17 protein-coding genes and 4 tRNA genes are annotated in these 22,161 nt (G+C 48.4%); 20 read left to right on the forward strand and 1 reads right to left on the reverse strand.

The window, feature by feature from the left end; translation table 11 throughout:
- Positions 1-11 precede the first annotated feature (11 nt).
- The 11 genes from NTY76_01825 to NTY76_01875 all read left to right on the forward strand — a co-directional run bounded on the left by NTY76_01825 (position 12) and on the right by NTY76_01875 (position 10,115).
- Positions 12-557, forward strand: a complete 546-nt coding sequence (locus tag NTY76_01825) for a 2-oxoacid:acceptor oxidoreductase family protein (protein ID MCX5677829.1) — start codon at positions 12-14, stop codon at positions 555-557.
- Entirely contained in the window at positions 558-1,838 is a 1,281-nt protein-coding gene (gene gltX / locus NTY76_01830) for a glutamate--tRNA ligase (GenBank protein MCX5677830.1), read from the forward strand.
- 7 nt (positions 1,839-1,845) lie between these two features.
- Positions 1,846-3,549, forward strand: coding sequence for a glutamine--tRNA ligase/YqeY domain fusion protein (locus tag NTY76_01835; GenBank protein MCX5677831.1), 1,704 nt, complete (start codon positions 1,846-1,848; stop codon positions 3,547-3,549).
- Positions 3,550-3,595: 46 nt separating this feature from the next.
- Positions 3,596-3,669 (forward strand) — tRNA-Gln (locus tag NTY76_01840).
- A 210-nt stretch (positions 3,670-3,879) separates the two neighbouring features.
- On the forward strand, positions 3,880-4,377 hold the full coding sequence (locus NTY76_01845) for a hypothetical protein (GenBank protein MCX5677832.1): 498 nt from the start codon (positions 3,880-3,882) through the stop codon (positions 4,375-4,377).
- Positions 4,374-4,535: a hypothetical protein gene (locus NTY76_01850; GenBank protein MCX5677833.1), complete on the forward strand. Its 162-nt coding sequence runs from the start codon at positions 4,374-4,376 to the stop codon at positions 4,533-4,535. The genes NTY76_01845 and NTY76_01850 overlap by 4 nt, the downstream gene beginning before the upstream one ends.
- A gap of 8 nt (positions 4,536-4,543) precedes the next feature.
- Positions 4,544-4,628, forward strand: a tRNA-Leu gene (locus NTY76_01855).
- A gap of 157 nt (positions 4,629-4,785) precedes the next feature.
- Positions 4,786-4,863: transfer RNA gene (locus tag NTY76_01860), tRNA-Glu, on the forward strand.
- A gap of 57 nt (positions 4,864-4,920) precedes the next feature.
- Positions 4,921-5,012, forward strand: a tRNA-Ser gene (locus NTY76_01865).
- Positions 5,013-5,201: 189 nt separating this feature from the next.
- Positions 5,202-9,365, forward strand: coding sequence for a hypothetical protein (locus NTY76_01870; protein ID MCX5677834.1), 4,164 nt, complete (start codon positions 5,202-5,204; stop codon positions 9,363-9,365).
- 165 nt (positions 9,366-9,530) lie between these two features.
- Positions 9,531-10,115: a transposase gene (locus NTY76_01875; protein ID MCX5677835.1), complete on the forward strand. Its 585-nt coding sequence runs from the start codon at positions 9,531-9,533 to the stop codon at positions 10,113-10,115.
- A gap of 97 nt (positions 10,116-10,212) precedes the next feature.
- Here the strand turns inward: NTY76_01875 and NTY76_01880 are convergent, their stop codons facing one another.
- Positions 10,213-10,560 carry a hypothetical protein gene (locus NTY76_01880; GenBank protein MCX5677836.1) on the reverse strand — a complete coding sequence of 116 codons (348 nt, stop codon included), beginning with the start codon at positions 10,558-10,560 and terminating at the stop codon, positions 10,213-10,215.
- A gap of 173 nt (positions 10,561-10,733) precedes the next feature.
- Between NTY76_01880 and NTY76_01885 the strand changes: the two genes are divergently transcribed.
- From NTY76_01885 to NTY76_01925, 9 genes are all read left to right on the forward strand, one after another.
- Positions 10,734-10,943 (forward strand): MerR family transcriptional regulator, encoded by a 210-nt coding sequence (locus tag NTY76_01885; protein ID MCX5677837.1) that lies wholly within the window; start codon positions 10,734-10,736, stop codon positions 10,941-10,943.
- Between the two features lies 1 nt (position 10,944).
- The gene (locus tag NTY76_01890; GenBank protein MCX5677838.1) at positions 10,945-11,790 is read left to right on the forward strand and encodes an AAA family ATPase; all 846 of its coding nucleotides are present in this window, start codon (positions 10,945-10,947) and stop codon (positions 11,788-11,790) included.
- A 6-nt stretch (positions 11,791-11,796) separates the two neighbouring features.
- Complete coding sequence (locus NTY76_01895; protein ID MCX5677839.1) at positions 11,797-12,492, forward strand: hypothetical protein; 696 nt, start codon at positions 11,797-11,799, stop codon at positions 12,490-12,492.
- Positions 12,489-14,084: a hypothetical protein gene (locus NTY76_01900; GenBank protein ID MCX5677840.1), complete on the forward strand. Its 1,596-nt coding sequence runs from the start codon at positions 12,489-12,491 to the stop codon at positions 14,082-14,084. Before NTY76_01895 ends, NTY76_01900 begins: the two co-directional genes overlap by 4 nt.
- 22 nt (positions 14,085-14,106) lie before the next feature.
- Positions 14,107-15,732, forward strand: coding sequence for a tetratricopeptide repeat protein (locus NTY76_01905; protein ID MCX5677841.1), 1,626 nt, complete (start codon positions 14,107-14,109; stop codon positions 15,730-15,732).
- A 1-nt stretch (position 15,733) separates the two neighbouring features.
- The gene (locus NTY76_01910) at positions 15,734-16,939 is read left to right on the forward strand and encodes an ATP-binding protein (protein MCX5677842.1); all 1,206 of its coding nucleotides are present in this window, start codon (positions 15,734-15,736) and stop codon (positions 16,937-16,939) included.
- The gene (locus NTY76_01915; protein MCX5677843.1) at positions 16,932-17,606 is read left to right on the forward strand and encodes a response regulator transcription factor; all 675 of its coding nucleotides are present in this window, start codon (positions 16,932-16,934) and stop codon (positions 17,604-17,606) included. The genes NTY76_01910 and NTY76_01915 overlap by 8 nt, the downstream gene beginning before the upstream one ends.
- A 159-nt stretch (positions 17,607-17,765) precedes the next feature.
- The gene (locus NTY76_01920) at positions 17,766-20,342 is read left to right on the forward strand and encodes a DUF2341 domain-containing protein (GenBank protein ID MCX5677844.1); all 2,577 of its coding nucleotides are present in this window, start codon (positions 17,766-17,768) and stop codon (positions 20,340-20,342) included.
- A gap of 180 nt (positions 20,343-20,522) precedes the next feature.
- The gene (locus tag NTY76_01925; protein MCX5677845.1) at positions 20,523-22,031 is read left to right on the forward strand and encodes an SUMF1/EgtB/PvdO family nonheme iron enzyme; all 1,509 of its coding nucleotides are present in this window, start codon (positions 20,523-20,525) and stop codon (positions 22,029-22,031) included.
- The last annotated feature ends 130 nt before the right edge of the window (positions 22,032-22,161 follow it).

Raw genomic sequence — 22,161 nt, forward strand, 5'->3', positions numbered from 1 at the left:
ATAAGGCCAACATGAAGAAGACGAGCAATTATACCGAGGAGATACTCTCGGCCGGGTTTGGCGGGCAGGGGATAATGTTCATGGGAAAGCTTTTCGCCGAGGCTGCGCTTATGGCCGGGCGTCATGTCACATGGATGCCGTCGTACGGCGCCGAAGTAAGAGGCGGCACGGCATATTCGATGACAAAGATCTCCAATAAAGAGATAGCCAGCCCTATAATTACGAGCCCCAATATGCTGATAGTTATGAATAAGCCCTCCCTGTTGAAATATGAAGGTAAATTAAAAGAAGGCGGCGTTCTTGTTTCAAATAAATCTCTGATCGACGGGCCCCCCAGGAGAAAGGGCATTAAAATAGTTCATATTCCGATGACCGATATCGCGAGCTCTCTCGGCAACACTAAATGCGCGAATATGGTAGCGGCGGGCGCGCTCGTCAAGCGTTCCAAGATGATAACCTTGCGCAATGTGCTCTCGGCGCTGAAAGAAGCGCTGAGAGGAAAAGAGGAGCTATTCTTACTCAACAAAAAGGCCCTCGAAAAAGGGTACAGGTTTTAAATGGTGAGAGTCAGGTTCGCTCCCAGCCCCACCGGATATCTGCACATAGGAAGCGCCAGGACAGCTCTATTTAACTGGGTTTACGCGCACCGCTACGGCGGAAAATTCCTGCTGCGCGTCGAAGACACTGACCTGACGCGTTCCGAAGACCGTTTTCTCGACGAGATAATGACGGACCTGAAGTGGCTCGGCATCAATTGGGACGAGGAGCCTATACGCCAGTCGAAGCGCTTCGATCTCTATCGCGCTTCCGCCGAAGAGCTGGTCAAGTCGGGGAAGGCGTACCGCGAGGGAGAGGCCTATATATTTAAGATGCCCGCCGGGCGCGTGATCGAGATCGACGACATGATACACGGCAAGGTTAGTTTCAATACCAACGATATCAAAGATCAGGTCATGATAAAGTCGGACGGCTCGCCCGCGTATAATTTTTGCTGCGTGGTAGACGACGCGCATCTTAAGATAACGCACATAATAAGAGGCGACGACCACCTTTCCAATACGCCGAAGCAGATCCTTTTTTACGAAGCGCTCGGGCTTAAAACCCCGGAATTCGGCCATATGCCGCTTATCATGGGCGCCGACGGCGCTAAGCTTTCGAAGAGGCACGGAGGCGTTTCGGTAGAGGAGTACAAGAGAGAGGGGTATCTGCCGGAAGCGCTTGTCAATTACCTTCTGCTTCTCGGATGGTCGCCCGGCAGCGACCGCGAGATCCTGGGGCTCGACGAAGCGGTGAAGCTTTTCGATATAAAGAACATGACGGGAGTCCAGGCAAAATTTGATCTGCAGAAATTGAGATGGATGAACGGCGAGTATCTCGCAAAACAGAAGAGCGGCGACCTCCTTCCTCTCATAAAGAAACAATTGGCGGATTTGAATAAAGGGATTAGCCCTTCGGACGACATGCTTTTGAAGCTGATAGATCAGTATAAGACAAGAATCAAAACTTTATCGGAATTTGTTCCAGCCACAGACCATTTTTTCAGCGACGATTATTCAATCGACGAAAAAGCTCGCGAGAAGTATCTTAAGCCTGCCGGAAGTAAGAGCATTTTATTGGAGTTTGCCGATTCGCTCGATAAAGTCGGCGATTTTTCTCATGCCAGGCTCGAAGAGGCATGCCGCTCGATGGCAGAGGCGAAGAAGGTAAAAGCCGGAGAGATCATCCATCCCACCCGAGTTGCCATAAGCGGTAAGACCGCGGGCGCCGGCCTATTCGAGATGATGGAGATACTGGGTAAGCCCAAAGTGATAGAACGCATGCGCCGAGCCGGATCCTGAACGTCTTATGGAAAAACCTATCGCTAAAAATTTCATACGGGAAATAATAGACGCTCACCTGCGCGAGGGAAGGTTCGGCGCGAAGGTCCACACGCGTTTCCCGCCGGAGCCCAACGGTTATCTGCACATAGGTCATGCCAAGTCGATCTGCCTTAACTTCGGGATCGCGCGCGACTATAATGGCCTCTGTAATCTCCGGATGGACGATACGAACCCGGAAAAGGAAGAATCGGAATACGTTAACGCCATCATCGAGGATGTAAGATGGCTCGGGTTCGATTGGCAGGACCGGCTATTTTACGCCTCGGACTATTTCGAGCGGATCTACGAATGCGCTCTCCAGCTTATACGCTCAGGCAAGGCTTATGTGGACGATCTCACAGCGGACCAGATCCGGCAATACCGGGGCACGCTGACGCAGGCCGGAAGGAACTCGCCCTATCGGGATCGGGCGCCCGAGGAGAACCTCGATATATTCAAGCGCATGAGAGGCGGCGAGTATGCCGACGGAGCGAAAGTCCTGCGGGCCAAGATCGATATGGCGAGCGGACATATCGTGATGCGCGACCCGGTCCTGTACCGGATAAAACGGGAGCACCATCACCGGACGCTCGATAAGTGGTGCATATATCCGATGTATGATTTCGCGCACTGCATCAGCGATTCGATCGAAGGGATAACACATTCGATATGCACGCTTGAATTCGAAAATAACAGGCCGTTATACGATTGGATACTCGACTCGCTGAAAGCATATCATCCGCAGCAGGTAGAGTTCGCGCGCCTTAATTTGAGCAATACCGTTTTAAGCAAGAGAAAGCTATTGCAGCTCGTGAAGGAAAACTATGTCAGCGGGTGGGACGATCCGCGCATGCCGACTTTATCGGGACTTCGCCGCAGGGGGTACACCCCGCTCTCCATACGGAATTTCTGCGATTCCATAGGCGTGGCGAAGATGGACTCGATCGTTGACATAGCGGTCCTGGAAAACTCCGTTCGTGAGGAATTGAATAAAACCTGCCAGCGCCGGATGGCCGTGCTGCGGCCGTTGAAAGTGGTCATCACGAATTATCCCGAAGGCAAGACCGAGGAGCTCGACGCGGTCAATAACCCGGAAGACGCTTCGTCCGGGATGAGAAAAGTGCCTTTCAGCCGCGAACTGTATATCGAAAGAGACGATTTTCGCGAGACGCCGCCCCCTAAATTCTACAGGCTATCGCCGGGCAAAGAGGTGCGCCTCAGGTACGCGTATTTTGTGACTTGCACCGAAATAGTCAAGGACCCTAAGACGGGCGAGGTTATGGAGGTCCGTTGCACTTATGATCCTGCTACGCGCGGAGGAGACTCTCCTGATGGGCGAAAAGTCAAGGCGACGATCCACTGGGTGAACGCCCCGACAGCTATTGAGGCAGAGGTGCGGCTCTACGACTTATTATTCACGAAAAGAAACCCGGATGAGGGGCCATCCTGCGCGGGGACACCCTGTAGCGATCAATACAAAACCAATCTTAACCCCGGATCGCTTGAGATACTGCCGGCCTGTAAGCTAGAACCATCGCTGGGCAAGGCTGAGAACGGTAGCAGATACCAATTCGAGCGGCTCGGTTATTTTTATCTTGATCCGATCTTCGCGAAGGATGGTAAGATCGTATTCAACAGGACCGTTTCACTGAAAGATAGCTGGGCGAAAATAGAGAAGAAGTCCGCCTAAAAAGCTTTGAAAAACGGGCGGTTCGAGTATAATATTTACATGAGGTTGACGGGTAGTGTAACGGTAGCACAGCAGACTCTGGATCTGCTTGTCTAGGTTCAAATCCTAGCCCGTCAGCCAATTCAGTCTCAGTCAGTATGCGGCAAAGCTAGGATTTGGAGCCAAATTTCGCCGACCGAAGGGAGGAAGAGGCCTCCGGCCGCAAGAAAATTGGCTGGTCAGAAGGCCGCCACAGGCGGCCGGATGACCAAATCCTAGCCCGTCAGCCATTTATGCTTGCTTTTGGATGAATATCCGTTATAATATGAACCTCTCTTTCAGACGGAGTTTATGATAATCTACGAAGATATATTGAGGGAATTCCAAAAGCAAAAAGTAAAGTATGTGCTTGTCGGAGGCATAGCCGTGAACCTTCTCGGTTCTTTACGAAGCACTGCTGATATGGACATCCTTGTCGAGATGACCGATGCAAACCTTGCAAAGGTTGTTAGAATATTAAAGAAGAAAGGCTATCATGTAAAACAGTCGGTCGATCCCATGGGCATCGCGGATAGCAAGAAGCGGGAAGATTGGATCAAAAATAAATATATGAAGGCTTTTAATTTTTATAAGGAAAATGAGTTTAAAGAGGTAGATATCATTATAGAGTCTCCGGTAAGCTTCGAAGAAGCAAAAAATGATATAGTGCATGTACGAAGCGGTGATATTACGATACCCGTGGTTTCGATCGATAATCTTATTAAAATGAAGAAGAGCGCAGGCCGTTCCATTGACAAACTGGATATGGAAGAACTTAAAAAAATAAAAAAACTAAAGAGGGCCGGATGATCTTCCAATGGGAGAGCGAAGAAGACCGTCTTCTCAGGTTCATGAAGATCCACCCTACGAAAAAGCTGGAATGGCTTCTTCAGATGAACGAGTTTGTGTATAAATTTTCATCTAAGCGGCAAAAAAAGCTGCGCCGGAAATTAAGGGCAGCGCAATAAACGAATTCGCGGAGATGGTGGAACTGGCAGACACGCATGTTTGAGGGGCATGTGCCGCAAGGCTTGGGGGTTCAAATCCCCCTCTCCGCACCAGTTATTTGACGGTAGTAAGGATTGTGGGATTTGAAGCCAATTTTCGCTGACGAATAGGAAGAAAAGGGCTATGCCCGACAGAAAATTGGCTGGTCAGAAGGCCGCCACAGGCGGCCGGATGACCAAATCCCCCTCTCCGCACCATTTAGTTTAAGGTGGCCTCATCGTCTAGCCCGGCCTAGGACGTTAGGTTCTCAGCCTAAAGACTGGGGTTCAAATCCCCATGGGGCTACCACTAAAATGTTCGGCTTTCGGGCCAAAAAGTGTTGTGTTGATAACCTGATATTTGCGCGGAGAGGTCGCCTAGTGGCCTAGGGCGGCGGTTTGCTAAACCGCTATATGGGTAATACCGTATCGAGAGTTCAAATCTCTCCCTCTCCGCCATTTTTTTCTCTTGAAAAATGGTTTTGTTAGTCTATAAAAAAGCATGTTATTTACCCTTGTCACATGCGGTATATATGATATACTTTTACTGTAGATAGGACAAATACTACTTGTTTGAATATATTCAGACAAGTATATTTTTTCACCCGTTAGTTTATAGATTTAATAAGATTAAACCGGAGCTATCAGATGATAACCATCGGATCTAATGGTAGCCTAAAAAAGAAAAAGCCATTTAAGGCGCTAATATGCATAGTTACCTTAGCGGCTTTTTTATTTAATACGGTATCTTATGATGCGGCCTGGGCTGTCGGAACGCCCTCAGAGCTTTCCGATAACGGCTCTAATAAAGCCGGCGGCCAGGGTTTTACCAAGGATATTAATGTAACGAATTTTACTCTGCCGAAAGACCTTGGTTCTGTGACGAATTCATACGCGGCGGCTAACCCGGACAAAGTGGTAATCCATATCCAGGATGCGCACTGCAACTATGCCGCTCAGCACCAGATCTCAAAGATAATAGAATATGTCAATAAAGAATACGGGGTAGTCTCCGTTAACCTTGAAGGCGGCGCTAAAGGCTATGACCTCTCCGCCTTTTCCGGCATTTCAGATAAATCCATCAAAAATAAAGTAGCCGATTACTTCGTAAAAGAGGGCCTTGTAAACGGCGCCGAATACTTCGCTATCAATAATCCCGGAAAAACCAATCTCTGGGGCGTTGAAGATGTGAAACTATATATCGACGGCCTCGCCGTTTACAGAAACTCGCTTGTTCATAAAGAAGAGATAGATAAATACCTGAAATCCTTAAATCACATCATATCGAACCTGAAAGCCAAGATATACTCGACAGAGCTTCTCGACTTCGATATGAAATACGGCGCTAATAAATCCAATAATATGGAGTTTAAGGAATATCTTTCGTATCTGCTCGGCGCGGCCAAGGCCAATGGTATCGACACCAAGAGACTGGCCAACATTTATCTCCTTGACCAGGTATTCGCCAAAGAAGCGAATATCGATTTTAAGAAAGCAAACAAGGAACGGGACGATCTTATCGATGGCCTCCAAAAAAAGCTTTCCAAAAATGCCGTCGAAGAGCTTATCGCGAAAACAGTGGAGTTTAAGCAGGAGCGCATAGCGCAGAAGAGCTTCTACACCTATCTTACGGCCAGGGCGGAAAAGGCAGGCGTCGATATGGCCGCTTTCCCCGAGCTTCAGAAATATATAGCTTATATCTCGATCTACGGCGCTATGGATGAGGCAAAAGTCATGGAGGAGAAAGAAGCGCTGGAAGATACCATAAAAGGAGTGCTCTGCCGGAACGATAAAGAAAAAGAGCTCTCGCGCCTTTCGAAGAATTTGGCACTGCTTAAGAATATTTTCGACATCTCTCTGGCGAAAGACGATTATCGTTACTATCTGGTTAACAAAGATTCTTTCAACGTCTCTCGCTACGCCGCGTTTATCGATAAAGAAGCGCTGCTTTACAAGATAACGGCGTTACTCGATAAGGATGCTTCAAGCCTCGATCGTTATCGCGAGGATATCTCGCAATTCTACGAATATTCCATTAAACGTGATGAGGCATTTCTTAAGAATATGAAATATTCCGCCAACGGCTACAGCAAGAGCATCGCTATCCTCGTGACCGGAGGTTTCCACAACGAGAACCTGGCCGAGATGTTCAGGAAAGAGGGCATAGCCTATGTCTCGATCACGCCTAATTTTAAGAATGCTGATGGGTATGAATGTCCGTATTTTAAAATATTGTCCGGCAAGGAGAGCGACTTAGTCGCCTCTCTGGATGAAGCGCTCGGGACGATGCAGATCGCCAGCCCCTTTAATGAACTTGGTAAGCTTGTTGACCCGGAAGGGGCCGAGCTTGACAGGATACTTCCCGCGATGATCGCTTATTATGATCAAAACGGCGCTTTCGCCATTCTTACCACCGCCGGCAACTACCTCATCATTGACAAGATTGATAATAAATATCATTTCTCGCGTCCTGATACCGCCAACGGCAAGAAAATTGTGAACGAAGGTATGCCAATCGATACGCATAAAACAGAAGAGATTCTCCGCATGCTCAGTAGGGTAGGGGTCGCTGTAAGCAAGGAAGAAGCCCCACAAGCGCCCACAGCCGCGCCTACTCATGAAATGATCGCCGAAAACTCGGTATATGTAGCTCTATGCCTGCTCTTTACGACCGTTATTAATGCGGCGGCGGCAAAAGAAGATAAACATTTTGATTTGTTGGCCAGAAGCTTTGGCATATCCGAAACCCAGGCGCGAGACGCGGTAAATGTTTTGAATAGTATGGAGCATACGGAAATACTTAAAGCAGTGGTTCGCGATATTGTATATAATATGCGAAGCCCGCAGGCGAACCAGCCCGAATTTTTCTTCCAGAATGTGCTTTTACCGTATATTGCCATTGTGAGCAGAGGATTTTTGTTAAGTGATCAACTGGAGGAAGAGTTGAGCGTAAAGTTCTGTGAAGTATTCGGCACAGGACGGTATAACCCGTTAGCTGAGTTTGTGCGGTCCTTTAGAAAATCTCTTCAAGGCTCTCCATTAGAGGTAAAATATTTTAACAATCTTAATGCAGTATTGAAGACACGCGGTTTTAGGGTAGAAGTAATGAAAGATTATAGCACAGGCTATAAGATAGCTGCTAAGGTAACGGTAGACTCCGGCGAGGTTGGCAGCGTCCTCATTCTTTCGCGCTTTGGAGTGGCGTTGCTGAATAACACTAAAGGCGCATCGTTTATAAATGAAAAGGATGTGACAATAACCTTAGACCATATAAACAATGATACGAAAAATATAGAGAAAACATTGCGGGAAGGCAGAGCGCCCATATCGTATCTTCCAACCATTAACGGCATATTTAATAAGGCAGGCATATGGATAAAGACTGCAGAAGGAAGCCGTGTTTTATTAACAACTTCAAAGGCTAATAGCATCCTGGGGGATCTTTATCAGAAGCAGTTTAGAGGTATGGTGAATAAAGAGATAATGGCAGGTATAGCACATAATATCGCTATTCATGAAGCTAAGCATCAATGGGAGGAAGTAAATCCGAATATGAGCAAGTTATCTATCGATCGTGAAATCTCGGCTTATCTAGCAGAGGCAATTTATGGTGCCCTGCCGGTGGAGGGCCTTATTGCATTAATAGGCGAGCTGGAATTCCGCTACCTTAATATAGAAGACATAAGTGTTAAAAATGCTATGCGCTTGCTGTTACAAGAGATTTGGGATTTGGCTTATCGGTTTGATCAAGGCGTTATAGATGAGGGCGGGCTGAGAAAAGAGTTGATTAATATATATAATGGGTACGAGTGTGTTGAGACACGCTTACCGTTACCAGTATTGACTGGTTTTGAGACAGAAGTCTTACCGAAACTTAGTCTGCAAAAGGTCGGGGAAAGCCTTGACGTTGCGCTTGGCACTATTTCGCCGACAACTCCGTCTCAGGCGGTAGCGATTACAGCCATAGGCGAGGCAAGTCAGACCCAACCGTCAGTGCTTACCGATATCATTCCGCTTCTGGAAGCGCAAAAGATAGATCGCATAGCGCTTGTGAATGAGATGAAACAAAAAGCTTCCGCGCCGGAAGCCATCCAGGCGATATTAATGGATCTGGAAAAATTAAAAGAGACAGGAAAGATCGACGAATATCAAATGGGTGAATTGGAGATGGCGCTTCGGACGGCAATGCTGGTCAAGGGGCTTAGTGATATCGAAAAGAATGGGCACCTGAACATTGTGGTGCAGATTGCCGGAATCGGCGAGTCGAGCAAGGCCAGAAGGCCCCTTCAGGATATTAAGAATAAACTCGAGAATTATCCATATAATCTTTATGCGCGATCGATTCTTGAGGAAGGAGTTGACAGCGAAGATGGGCTCAAAGCGTTAATTGACCGTATAATAGTTTCCTTAAAGGATCCAGCGAATAAAAATCCTCGCGCGCTCTTGCTATTACCGGAAGACCTTTATGAAGGATGTTTCGCTGACGCAGAAAATTACCTTAAAACAAAAGAAATCTATATCGATAGGCTTGACGCGCCGATAAAGATACAGAGGATCAAACAGGAGGGCAGCCCTGACTTTATTACACAATTCGGGCTCGGTTTCGAGATCCTTGAATATGTGCGTAAGGGGGAAGGCGCCGAACCGAGTCAGGGACTCCTAAACCTCATTGCGGCTATGGTAGAAGGCGCCGCGGATCCCAGGGCCGTTCTGAATGAGCTTTTCAAAGGTATCCTCAAGATCCGTAAGATTGACTGGAAAAACGTAACCGACCAGCGCAAGGCCTGGGAGGCTGTCGCTACAGCTCTGTAAACTACATGCACTACCATGCACGGGGCCATCCCCATGCACGGGGCCATCCTGAAAAGGGACACCCTGTAGCTACTCGGAAAAATATTTTAAAATAATTTGCAACAATTTAGCCTCTTTTAGCGTCTTTATATAGGGGGATATAAAGGCACGAAAGGAGGCATTTTTATGGCCAGACAGGGTAGATTGTTAGTGGATGGAGGCATATATCACATAACAAGCAGGGGGCATAATAGGTACAAGCTTTTTCATTCGTTAGATGATTACACGATTTATAAAAAATTGATAAAGGACTATAAAAAGAAATTCATTTTCGATGTATTTCATTATTGCCCCATGCCAAATCATACACATATTTTATTACGGGTGAATAAAGGCGATGAATTACCTAGTATTATGCAGGGAATAAACCAATCTTATGCCAATCATTATAAGAAATGCTATAAACTTATAGGCAACCTATTCCAGGGGAGATATAAAAGTGTTTTTGTGGATAATGATGAATATTTGTTGGAATGCGGCAGATATATTGAAAGAAACCCTTTAAGGGCGGGTATAGTAACCGATCTATTGGACTATCATTTTTCTAGCTATAATTTCTATGCCAATGGTAGGAAAGATGACATAATCACTCCTAATCCTTGTTATCTTGAATTATCAAATGATCCGAAGGAGCGCATGAAATTATACAGAGAATACATTTTGAAAAAGCGGCCTTATGAGACCATAATAGATAAGGGATTGAAAATTTGAGATTACAGGGTGTCCCTTTTCAGGATGGCCCCCGAGATTTGGGGGTGTCCCTTTTCAGGATGGCCCCCGAGAGGGTGGCCCCCGAGAGGGGGAAGGGTTACTGGCCTATATCCATGCGGACCATCTGTGGATTGCCGGAACCGTCTATATAATATTCGATCGTTACGGGATCGCCTATATTTATATCTAATATATCCACCATGTCGGTACCTTTATAAAAGTCCATTCCCTCCGGAACTTTGAAGGTTGTCACATTATAATGGATCAAATCCTCGCCCTGCCACTCGACCGCAAAGGTGGAATCAAATGTATCTACCGCTGTTATAGTCCCTTCCATTCTCCTTATTTGCCGGCCGACAGCGCTGTCATCGCAATATGACTCTCCGCAGGCCTGCATCATGATCGCAATAACGAAAATGCCCAGTAGCGTCTTAATAAAATTCATAAATTATCCCTCTTTTTACATTAAGAGTATCACCTTTTCCGCAATATGCAAGTTTCTTAGCGAAAAATTTGACAAACCCAAATATGTCAGGTATACTTTCCATGCTTACCATATTTACCCTATTTTCCATGCTTAGCATACTTAAAGTGTGTTTTAAATAATCAAAAGGAGAGATGATGCCGCTGAAAAATACTAAAAATTACTACTTGGCTCAAACTGTAGCGGACAAATTCGGGATTTCCAAGAAGACGCTTCTGGGATGGGAGAAGGACGGCAAGATATCCAAGCCCCCCAAAGACTGGCGCGGCTGGAGGATGTATAGCAACGGCCATATGGATGAAATAAGGAAGGTAATCGAGGAAAAAAGGAAAAAATTAAGTTAGCATGAGCTATTATAAAATATTGGGATTAGATAAAGAGCCGTTCTCGACCAGCCCTGACCCTAAATTCTTCTACGAGTCGAAAGAACATAAATCCGTCCTTTACAGGCTCAGGGTCGCCATCGAGCTGAGGAGGGGTTTGAGCGTTGTCCTGGGCGACGTGGGCACAGGCAAGACGACGCTTAGCCGCAGATTGTCCCAGTTGCTCGGACTGGACCCGACCCTCATCATGACGATGATACTTAACCCGGTCTACGAATCCGAATTACAGTTCCTCCGCGATCTGGCCGAAAGATTCCATATTAAAGCCGCTTACGCAACGCCCGCCGCGGAACCGACGGTCCTGGACTATCTGAAGGCCATAGAAAAATTCCTTTTCGATAAGGGCGTCGAAGGCAACAAGACCATAGTTATCCTGATAGACGAATCACAGAAGCTTAACCTCTCCTGCCTCGAGGTATTGCGTTCGCTCTTGAACTATGAGACCAATGAATTCAAGATATTACAGGTTATCCTCATGGGCCAGATGGAGCTTTTGCCGCGCATAAGCGGCATTAAGAACCTGTGGGACAGGATCTCTCTTAAATACGTGATAAATCCGCTCGAGGAGAATGAGGTAAGGGAGATGATAGAGTTCAGGCTTAAAGAGGCCGGGTATGTGTCGAGATATCCGTTATTCACCGATAATTCGATAAGGGCTATATTCAACTATACTCAAGGTTATCCGAGGAAGATCGCCATGCTCTGCCACGACGCGCTGGAGTATCTCGTCATGCATAAGAAGGAGATGATCGATAAAGAAGTCATCGAGGCCCTGATCCGTAACGATGTGCAACCGGTTGACGTGTAGAATATAATGGCTGAAAATATTTCTCCAGAGGAACGTCTCTTCAAAGTCATACAGCAGGGGAAAAATTCGGCACCCGAAGAGGGCAAGCCCGGCGGCAAAAAGTTCGGCGAATGGCTGCGCGGATTAAAGCGTTTTATATCGGCGGTAGGCGCCCCGCCATCAGGAGAGAAGAAGGGTTTTAACTGGAAGACAATAATTCCGGCGAATTTAAAATTACCCGAATTAGAGCCCGGAGTTATTAATAAGGTGTTGGCCGCGGCGCTCATCATAGTCGCGATCCTTGTCATATACGCGTTGACGAGCAAGCGCCAGGATACCACGATGATCACGGACGCTGTTTCAAAGATCCAGATCGCTTCGGTAGGAGGCAATGAGAAGATAGAGCCTCTTAAGAAAGCCGATTTTTATCTTGCGGAGATCCGCAAGAGGGATATATTCCATCCTATTCCGAAGGAAGCGGTGACGGAAACGAAACAGGGCGCATCGGGCAAGTTAAAAAAAGCGGCCGAAAGCCTGAAGCTCCAGGGGATCTCGTGGGGTCCCGCGCCGAAAGCCATGATACTATGGCAGAACGATAAAGAGGGCAACATGTATTTCCTTACGAAGGGCCAGACGATAGGCTCGACCGGCATTAAGATAAAGGAAATACGCAAGGATAAGGTAGTGATCGGTAATGACGAGGAAGAGATGGATCTCTTATGAGACAGAACGCGATAATTAAGCTATGCGTTTTTGGCGCGATTGCCGCGGTTATCTTTATCTCCAGCGCCTATTCCGAGGCAGATGCCCCTATTGCGGGAATAGTGGCGCGTAAGGCCATATCCGATTATGATTTTCCCGGGCTAAAGAAGAAGATATCGCTCGATATAAGGGCGATGGACGTGACGCAGTTCCTGAAGTTCCTTGCCACCGACGGAAACCTGAACATAATAGCGAGTAAAGCCGTTACCGGCCCTATAAGCCTCCTGATAAATGACGTGACCATAGGCGACGCGCTCGAGATAGCTCTTTCGATGAACGGCTTCGCTTATCAGATAAAGGGCAATATCATCACAATAATGACGACAGCCGAATTTAAGACAATGTTCGGAGTGGAATTCTACGACCAGCGCGAGACGGCCGCGTATCAACTGAAATACGCTTCCCCTAAAAATGTGGCTACGATCCTCGGCAATATCAAGAGCGAAATCGGCAAGATAATCTATGACGACAGCACGGGAACGCTGATCCTTATAGACACTCCGGCGAAGATAAAAGAGATGGGCGATATTATCGCTAAACAGGAACTGCCCACAGTTTCGAGAGTCCTGCCCACAGTGACAAGGGTATATGAATTTAAATATGCGAAGGTGGACGTTGTTAAAGACGAGATCTCAAAAGCCCTTACCCCGGACGTGGGGACGATACGTTCCGATTTGAGGACCAATACCATAGTGATCTCGGACCTGCCGTACCAGCTGGAGAAGCTGGATGTCCTGATCAAGGCATTCGACAGGAAGACGAGGGAGGTCTTCATCGAGGCCAAGATCGTCGAGGTTACCCTGAGCGACAAGTTCCAATGGGGCATTGACTGGTCCAGGATAATACAGATGGCCGGAAGCCTCAGCGCGATAGCTATCACTCCGCAGGTCTCGCTTCCTCTTAATCTGGCTGCCGGAGCAATAGGTAAGATGACCGTGGCTACGACTTCCACCAATAAGTTATCCATTATTCTTGAGACACTCGGCACGGTGGCCGAGACGAGGATACTTTCGAATCCGCACATAACCGTTGAGGAGGGGAAAGAGTCAAAGATAGAGGTCATAGAGAAACAGCCGTATGAAGAAGATACTACGACGACAGCCTCGGGAGGGACGACGACAGCCTCAAAGAGTTATCAATGGGTGAATATCGGCGTGACGCTGAGCGTTACGCCGCGTATAAACCCTGACGGCTTCATAAGTATGCTGATAAAACCGGAAGTGAGCTCCATATCGGCATGGTACGGTGGAGCGGCGCAGGCGGCAGGCGCTGTGCCTGTAGTTAAATCCGCCAATGCCCAGACGACGGTTACAATAAAAGACGGCGTCACGATAATAATTGCCGGCCTGGTGAAAGATAATAAGACTAAGACGGTGAATAAGATACCGTTTTTAGGCGATATACCGTGGGTGGGCCTTGCCTTTAAAAAGTCAACTGATGAGATAGTCCGGACGGAGACAGTAGTGTTTTTGACGCCGCGGATAGTGACGGGAGAGGATACGTTCCTCCTCGAAAAAGATATGCCAAAACCGTCCAGGGGCATCAGGAAGTAAGGAAAAAGAGCGGAGATGCGAAATGAAAAATAAATTGACGATATTATCGATAGGCATATTTACGATATTGTGTGTCACGCGCTCCTATAGCACTGAGGCCATAGCCGAAACCAGTATGTCGGATCTGCAGAATGCGGAGAAGGGCGTCCATCGTCTGGAGGGTAAACTGCAGAAGAGGGAGTATGATCTCAAGAAACGCGCGGAATATGAAAAGGTGCAGACGACCGAGATGAAGAAGTGCGATGAGTTGAAGAGCGAAATATGGAAGCTTAAAGACAGCGCCAAGGCATTGGATGTAAAACTCGCGAAGCTCGCCTCCGATAAGAAAAAAGCCGAAGAGGAGCTAGTCGGGCAGACTAAAATATACGAAGCCAGAGAAAAGGGCATAAAGACGACCGAGGACGAAATAAGCGCCGAAGATAAGCAGTTTAAGCGTTTAGCCGAGGCGGGTGAGAAGGAGAGCAGCGAGCGGAAGACGAGGATAGATAAGCTTAAAGAGGGCTTAAAGTCGCCGGAGGATAAGATAGAATCGCTCACAAACGAAAAGAATAAGATCGATGAAAATTTGAAGGCGAAGGACACTGAATATAAAGCCGAGACGGATAAATTGAAAGCGTTAAGGGCCAGGCTCGCGTCGGAGAAGAAAGAAGGCGCTTCTGTGAAGAAGGGCGCTTCCGCGAAAGAGGAGCCGCCTGTTAAGGATGAGTCAGAGGAAATAAAGAAGAAGATGGATGATCTGATGGTGGAGGCGCAGAAATTGGAATCCGCCAGACAAAAACTGTCGGACGAGCTCCTGACTGCCAATGAAGCAAAAAGATCGCAGGAAGAAGAGGTAAAAGCGCTGGAGAACGAGGATGTCTCAAAAGCGAAAGACCTTAAATCGCGGTCAGGGGACCTGGGGAAAAAGAAGAAAGCTACACAGGTAAAGGTGGAGAAGCTGAGGAAGAAAGCGATCTCGGCAAAATTTAAAGTGCAAGCAGACACCGCTGCTGTTAAAAAACTGGATGATGACATAAAACTTGCCACGCAGGAGAAGCACCGGATAGAGAAAGCTTTAAAGGAAAAGACGGATGAATTAAAGGTCAGGGTATCGGTGTTATTGGAGCATAACACCGAGGACAGTCTCGCGTATGAAAGCGATAAAGAGGCGCAAGCCAAGGCCGCGTCCAGAGGCGAGGAACTGAGCGCCAGGCTGGATAAGATATTCGAGGCCATGAAGGATGAGAATAACCGCCTGATGGTCGAGAATAAAGAGATGCAGGCCAGGCTGGGGCGCGCCGAAAATGCCGCGAGAGAGGCAAGGCGTAAAGCCGAAGCGGCCGCGAAAGCCCCGGAGGAGATGAAGGTAAAGTTGAACAAAGAGAGGCTGGATGCGCACTTTAACACCGCGGTCATGTATGAAAAGAACGGTTTATGGCACGATGCGGAGAGGGAATACCTTAAATGCCTGCGCATAGATCCTAAGGACGCGGGAGTGCATTACAACCTGGGAATACTTTATGACGATAAGTTGAACATGAACAATAAGGCGTTATATCATTATTATAAGTTCCTGTCTCTCCGCCCCATGGGAGAGACGGCCGAACGCGTGAGGGACTGGATAACCAAGATGGAGCTTGAAAACCGTCTGGGAAAAGAGCTGAGGTAGGATGCGCGTAAATGTAGTGCTCATATTTATTCTGTCGGTGCTGATACCCACGGCTCTTCTGGCCTACTTCGGCCTGCAGGCCGTCAGGAGCGAAAAGTCGATAGTCGAAACGAACATACGCCGCGTCTATGAGTCTATGGCGGATGTAGTGGAAGATGAGATAAGGGCCGCCCTTTATGGGTTATCCGAGTCATCTCTAAGGAATAAATCTAAAATAGAGCCGCTCATGGTGGACCAGGCCGCGATGTTTAATTATCAGGTGAAGATATTCGACACCGCCGGCAGGCCGCTCGGCGGGGATCCCTCCAGGGAACTCGGAGCTCCCGTTCTCAGAAAGAATATAAAAGGGATGCCCTACGTAATAGCGGTTTATGAAAAGTATCCCGCGGTCATAAAGGGCCTTGAAGAGAGGAAACACCGCCTCTCCTCATATATAGCGATAATTATATTTTCCGCGCTCTTTGTATTAGGCGGGAGCTTCTTCACTTTAAGCGTACTATCGAGAGAATGGCGCCTGACGGAGCTTAAGAGCGAATTCGTGTCGAGCCTGTCGCACGACCTGAGAAGGCCCCTCACCTCGATACGCATGTTCTCGGAGATGCTGAAGAACGATAGCGTTCCCAGCGAAGAAAAAAAGCGGGAATATTATAATATCATTTCCGGTGAAAGCGAGCAGCTCACTAACCTGGCCAATAACATACTTGACTTTTCCCGTATCGAGCGCGGCCGTAAGAGATATGAATTTAAGGATGAGGATATAACGAAGATAGTCAATTCGACAGTGGAGCGTTTTAAGTCCTATATGGTGCATGAGTCCTGCAATGTATTTTTGAATATTGATAAAGATATCCCTGTATTAAAGATAGACGCCGATTCGATATCCCAGGCGATCACGAATCTGCTGACAAACGCATTCAATTATTCACCGTTCGACAAGACGATAAAGATAAATGTAGCGAAGAAAGCCAATGAAGTGGCCATCGAGGTCATAGACAGCGGAGTGGGGATACCGCGGAAGGAACAGAAGAAGATCTTCCGCAGATTTTACCGTGTTAACCAGAAAGATATGAATGTGGAGGGCTCCGGGCTCGGCCTTACGCTCGTGAAATATGCCGCCGAAGCGCATCGCGGCAAGGTCACCGTGGAGAGCCGTGAGGGCCATGGGTCGAAGTTTTCGTTGCTGCTTCCGGTGAACGCGCATGTATAAGATACTGATAGTAGAGGATGATAAAAATATAATGACGGGCCTCGTAGACAATCTCGAGCTCGAAGGCTATAAGACGATCATTGCTCGCGACGGCAAGGAAGCGCTCAGACAGGCCAAAGAGAAGGGGCCGGACCTTATCCTATTGGACATCATGCTTCCGAGGCTGAACGGGTTTGAAGTCTGCAAGGAATTGAAGCTGCAGGGTATAAGGGCGCCCATCATAATTTTAAGCGCCAGGGCGCAGGAGGCGGATAAGGTGCTGGGGCTCGAGCTCGGGGCGGACGATTACATCACCAAGCCGTTTTCACCTCGCGAGCTTGTCGTGAGGGTCAAGGCGGTATTGCGCAGGATGGAGAACGCCGGTAAAGAGGAAGACGTCTACGAATTCGACGGGATAAAGATAGACTTTAAAAAATATATGATCTATAAGGGCCAGGAGGAGATAAGCCTCACAGCCGCCGAACATAAGATATTGAAACTGCTTGTATCGAACCGCGGAGAGCCTGTATCGAGGCACACTATGCTTGCGCAAATATGGACCTCCGAAGAGGTTACGACGCGGACCGTCGATACCCATATATGGAGCCTGAGAGAGAAGATAGAGAAGAACCCCGGCGCGCCGGAGCATATCATCACGGTCCACCGGGTCGGGTATAAGTTCGTGTAGAAAAGCTTGACAACTTCTTGACAACTTATTGGCGTTATTCTGACAACACGTTTTACGATGTAGTGTATACTTAAGTGTAGGATTTGATAGAAATGTAGTAGGGGAGGTTTAAACCTCCCCTACATAGAAGTACCGGTCGTGCTATTACAGGACACTACAATGGAAAAGATGAGACGTTTCCTGAGTATTGGAATTATACTTATTATGGCGATGGCGGCCATATTTGTCAGCGCGCCTGCCGAAGCCGCCAAGATTGCCGAAGCCGCCGAGACTTCCGACGCTCAGAATAAAGCTATATTTATCCGGCCGCTCATATGGCGCGCTGACTCAAGCGCAAGCTACTCATTTAAAGGCGCCGCATTAGAAAACGCGGATCTTGCGACCGATGGGTCAGTGAGGTCCTACGACACTTCCAACGGAACAGTCGAACTTCCCAATCCATATAAGACGGACGGCTCCGTAACCGGGCTATCGGCAAGCTGGTCATTTACGGGCAAAGTGACCCTCGAGGTAAGTATCACAGGCAGCTCGAAAGATTATGTCGAGGTAATAAACGGCGTTCCGGTTACTTATAAAGAGCCGTACGCCGGCTCCGGGATAAAATGGCGGGCGACCCTCGCTCCAAATAGCACGCTTACCGATCTTAAGATAACCTATTCAGACCTTTCCGGTGTCGTGGGCAGTTTCGGAGAGAGCCTGCTTTCCGGATTCGGCGCGAGAAAATGGATCTATGTAAAAGGCTCCGCGGCCGGAACCCTTTTTAATTATCAGATGCCTATAAGAGTGGGCGAATCACAAAAATCTGTCGGGACCTGCGACTTTAAATTAAGCGGAGGCATCCTGTCCGATTTTGCCGATATAAGGTTTACGGCGACCGATGGAGAGACCATATTGCCTCACTACCTGGAAAGCGTTACCGGCAAAGCGCCTAACCGCACAGCCGTTTTCTGGGTCAATATACCCGAAATCCCTAAGAACGGCCTTCCTATATATATGTATTACTCTAAGACAGGCGCTTCCGACCTGTCGAGCGGCGAGAAGGTCTTTGACTTCTTTGACGATTTCGGCGGCGCTCTCCTTAATGGCAAGAAATGGAAGACTGTGCTGTATGACAAGGCGGGCAGCGCCAGCGTCAAAGATTCCATCCTTTCACTTACAAGGGCGAAGATTACCTCCGCGGACTACAAATTCGCGAGCGGCCTTATAGAATATAAAGCCCGGGCATCAGCGAGCGGCTCTTCAGAAGGAATTATAAGGGCCACCTCGTCAGGTAATGATGACGTGATAGCTTATTCTTCAGTTTCCTCGAGCGCCTCAGCTCACAGTATCACCAAAGGTTCCGGCACAAAAGCGAATGACCCGAAGCCTATATCCCCGGATGCCTTCTACACTTACAAGATATACTGCGATGATAACGGGGACATAGCTTTCCGGAGATACGGCGAAGACGGCTCGGGAACCGCGCAGGCCGAGACGGAATATTTGGCAGGATCGAGCGAGGCTTCACCGATAGGCCTGTCATCCTCGATAATCGGCGAAACGATGAGCTGTGACTGGATACGGACGCGCAAAGCCGCCAACCCACCTCCGCAGGTTGATACGAGGACGGCTTCCATGGCCCCGGAGGCAACGAATCTGCCGGAATTTTACAATGTATCCATAGCGCCTGATGGAGGCCTCATCCCGAGCAGCGATAGTTCAGAAAGTTATTACATCTCACGGCTCATCAGCCCGGCTTTCGATGCCCGGATAATAAAGCCTTCCTGGGACGTCGATCTATCCGATGAGGAATCAGTTTCCATCAGCATCGCCGTTAAAAATGGCGGGAAGTTTTATTCTGACTGGAAGAACGGCGCTGCCCGCTACGCCTCTAAGAAGGAATTTGATAAGGGCAGCCAATTAAGGTGGAAGGCGGAATTCGGAAGCGAGGGCATAGAGCTTAAAAAATTCAGCCTGGAATACAGGCCCGGCACCATCCGTGTGGTGATGCCAAAAGGCGGAGAGACTCTTACTTCGGGCGCCAGCTACAGCATATTCTGGGAAGCCGCCGGTTATGATCCGAAATACCCTCTGGAGATATCGTATTCAAAGGATGACAGCGAGGATTTCGAGGTGATCGCCGCAAAGGTGGACAATTCCGGTGACTATGCCTGGAATGTGCCGGCCGGAGTATCCGGTAAGGCGGTGATGAAGGTCGCGGATTATAATGATAAGTCCATTTACGGCATATCAGAAGATTATTTCTCGATCGTGTCAGGAGTGACCGCAGAGACCAAGGTTCGGGCCGCGGAAGAGGTAGGGGTTATAGAGAGCGTGACGCCGGCGGAAGAGAAGCCGGCCGAAACTCCAAAGGCTGTAGAGAAGCCGCTTGCGGGTATGTACGATCTTCTTATTAAGGTAGGAGACAATCCGTCACCCGATGGGTATAAGGACGGCGATATAGTGATGGTAAAGCCGGCGGGATATTTATGGGGCGCCGAGGAGAGAGGAAAGTTTCTCATCGTGCGTACCTATCTTACCCCCCAGAGAGCTTTAGAATTAATGCAGCCCGACGAGATGGTTACGCTTACGGGTAAGTCAAATCGCAAGGTCACTAAAACGCTGAATAAGAGAAAATACCGTTTTAACCTGCAGGACAAGATCACTCTGCAGGAGAGGGCAAAAGCGGCGCAGGGACACCTGACCGGTAATGCCCTGGAAGTAAAGGACATAGCGGCGGAGACCGAGAAGAAGTAAGTGGGGCTTGAGATTGCAGGGTGTCCCTTTGCAGGATGGCCCCAAAGCGGGCCAAAGCGGATGAGATTGCAGGGTGTCCCCTTGCAGGATGGCCCCAGGAGCGGGTTGTTACAGAAGAAGGTGACGGACATGATTACTAGAAAATGGTTACTTACACTATTATTATTAAGCATATTTGCTATGACATTATCTACTGAGGCCATGGCGAATAATATCACCGTCTCTAACGTCTCCTTATATAAAGCATCGGGACAGCCGAACGGCACGATAGGCATAAAATTCGATCTTGCATGGGATAACTCTTTCAGCGCCGTAGATAATAACGGCAATGCCTTTTTCGATCGCGCCTGGATATTCGTGAAGTACTTTGACGCCGCAAATGCCAGCACCGACACAGCTTGGAGCCATGCCACCTTAATTTCAGGCGGGACAGTAAGCAATTATAACGCCCAGAGTGGGACCGGAATAAGCGCTGACCAAAAAGGCGCTTTCTGTAGGCCCGGGACCAACCAGATTGTGTACTGGGATTACACCACCGATGGAGTCTCTTCCTCGGCTTCTATCTCGGTCAAAGTTATGGCGATAGAGATGGTCTATGTGCCAACAGGCTCGTTCTATGTCGGTTCAGGCGGCACCGAAACAAACGCTTTCTATAACTATCCCAACACCACCAGCCCTTATAAGATAACCTCTGAAGATTCGATTACTGTGGGCACAACCACCGGAAATCTCTATTACCCGAATTCAAATACTTATGGCGGCGATCAGGCAGGCCCAGTACCCGTCGCTTTCCCCAAAGGTTATAACGGTTTCTACATGATGAAATACGAAGTTAACCAGGGCCAATACCGGGATTTCTTGAATACGCTCAGCCGCGCCCAGCAAAACCAAAGGGCCGGAGACGGAACAACCCTGGCTTCGGGCACAACATCCGTAACCAATATATATGTTATGCCAAATACCAGTATTGCCGCTAATATCGCTTCCGCTTCTAATTATCGTAATGGAATACGATGTGACGCCACTATTCCCGCGACTACCCCAATAACGTTTTACTGTGATTATAACAATAATGGTACGCCGAACGAAGCCACTGACGGCGAATGGATAGCCTGTAATTATGTAAGCTGGCCCGACTTATGCGCCTATGCCGATTGGGCAGGGCTTCGTCCCTTTACTGAGTTTGAATTTGAAAAAGCGTCCAGAGGACTAAATACTTCGATAGCCAATGAATGCACATGGGGCTCAACCGTTATTACTGCCGGCCCTACAGGCCCGACCAATCCCGGCGCTAATAATGAGACAGCCACTAACAATGCCAACTGTAGCTATAACGGTACTGTGTCCGGCCCTATGCGCGTAGGATTCGCTGCGACCAGCTCTTCAAGCCGTTATGCCTCGGGCGGCTCCTATTACGGAATAATGGAGCTTTCCGGGAACTTATGGGAACGATCGGTCACCGTAGGTAATAGTACCGGCCGGTTATTTATTGGTAGCCACGGAGATGGTAATTTAAGCACAACTAATACCGACTGGCCGGGAGCTAACGCGACCGGCTCGGGCTACCACGGCGGCTGTTGGAACAACGACAATTTCAACGCTGGTGTGTCGGCCCGTACCTACGCGGCGACCGCGAGTGCTGGTCGCACCCTCACTTTCGGCATCCGCTGTGCCAGGACGGCTCAGTAGTGACTGAGTGAGGTTGAGAAGTCAAGGGACAGGGTTCAGGGTGCAGGGTACAGGAGAGTGAGATTGAGGAGTGAGGGAAGAGGGTGAAGATTTTTTCTGAACCCTGGGCCCTGCCCCCTGAACCCTGATA

It is taken from the genome of Candidatus Omnitrophota bacterium (genome assembly GCA_026387175.1).
Classification (GTDB): Bacteria; Omnitrophota; Gorgyraeia; order 2-01-FULL-45-10; family 2-01-FULL-45-10; genus CAIMPC01.

What these genes read in the sequence shown, in the direction of transcription:
- NTY76_01825 (MCX5677829.1), top strand. Translation starts at nt 12, where the DNA reads ATGAAGAAGACGAGCAATTATACCGAGGAGATACTCTCGGCCGGGTTT.
- gltX (MCX5677830.1), top strand. Translation starts at nt 558, where the DNA reads ATGGTGAGAGTCAGGTTCGCTCCCAGCCCCACCGGATATCTGCACATA.
- NTY76_01835 (MCX5677831.1), top strand. Translation starts at nt 1,846, where the DNA reads ATGGAAAAACCTATCGCTAAAAATTTCATACGGGAAATAATAGACGCT.
- NTY76_01845 (MCX5677832.1), top strand. Translation starts at nt 3,880, where the DNA reads ATGATAATCTACGAAGATATATTGAGGGAATTCCAAAAGCAAAAAGTA.
- NTY76_01850 (MCX5677833.1), top strand. Translation starts at nt 4,374, where the DNA reads ATGATCTTCCAATGGGAGAGCGAAGAAGACCGTCTTCTCAGGTTCATG.
- NTY76_01870 (MCX5677834.1), top strand. Translation starts at nt 5,202, where the DNA reads ATGATAACCATCGGATCTAATGGTAGCCTAAAAAAGAAAAAGCCATTT.
- NTY76_01875 (MCX5677835.1), top strand. Translation starts at nt 9,531, where the DNA reads ATGGCCAGACAGGGTAGATTGTTAGTGGATGGAGGCATATATCACATA.
- NTY76_01880 (MCX5677836.1), bottom strand. Translation starts at nt 10,560, where the DNA reads ATGAATTTTATTAAGACGCTACTGGGCATTTTCGTTATTGCGATCATG.
- NTY76_01885 (MCX5677837.1), top strand. Translation starts at nt 10,734, where the DNA reads ATGATGCCGCTGAAAAATACTAAAAATTACTACTTGGCTCAAACTGTA.
- NTY76_01890 (MCX5677838.1), top strand. Translation starts at nt 10,945, where the DNA reads ATGAGCTATTATAAAATATTGGGATTAGATAAAGAGCCGTTCTCGACC.
- NTY76_01895 (MCX5677839.1), top strand. Translation starts at nt 11,797, where the DNA reads ATGGCTGAAAATATTTCTCCAGAGGAACGTCTCTTCAAAGTCATACAG.
- NTY76_01900 (MCX5677840.1), top strand. Translation starts at nt 12,489, where the DNA reads ATGAGACAGAACGCGATAATTAAGCTATGCGTTTTTGGCGCGATTGCC.
- NTY76_01905 (MCX5677841.1), top strand. Translation starts at nt 14,107, where the DNA reads ATGAAAAATAAATTGACGATATTATCGATAGGCATATTTACGATATTG.
- NTY76_01910 (MCX5677842.1), top strand. Translation starts at nt 15,734, where the DNA reads ATGCGCGTAAATGTAGTGCTCATATTTATTCTGTCGGTGCTGATACCC.
- NTY76_01915 (MCX5677843.1), top strand. Translation starts at nt 16,932, where the DNA reads ATGTATAAGATACTGATAGTAGAGGATGATAAAAATATAATGACGGGC.
- NTY76_01920 (MCX5677844.1), top strand. Translation starts at nt 17,766, where the DNA reads ATGGAAAAGATGAGACGTTTCCTGAGTATTGGAATTATACTTATTATG.
- NTY76_01925 (MCX5677845.1), top strand. Translation starts at nt 20,523, where the DNA reads ATGACATTATCTACTGAGGCCATGGCGAATAATATCACCGTCTCTAAC.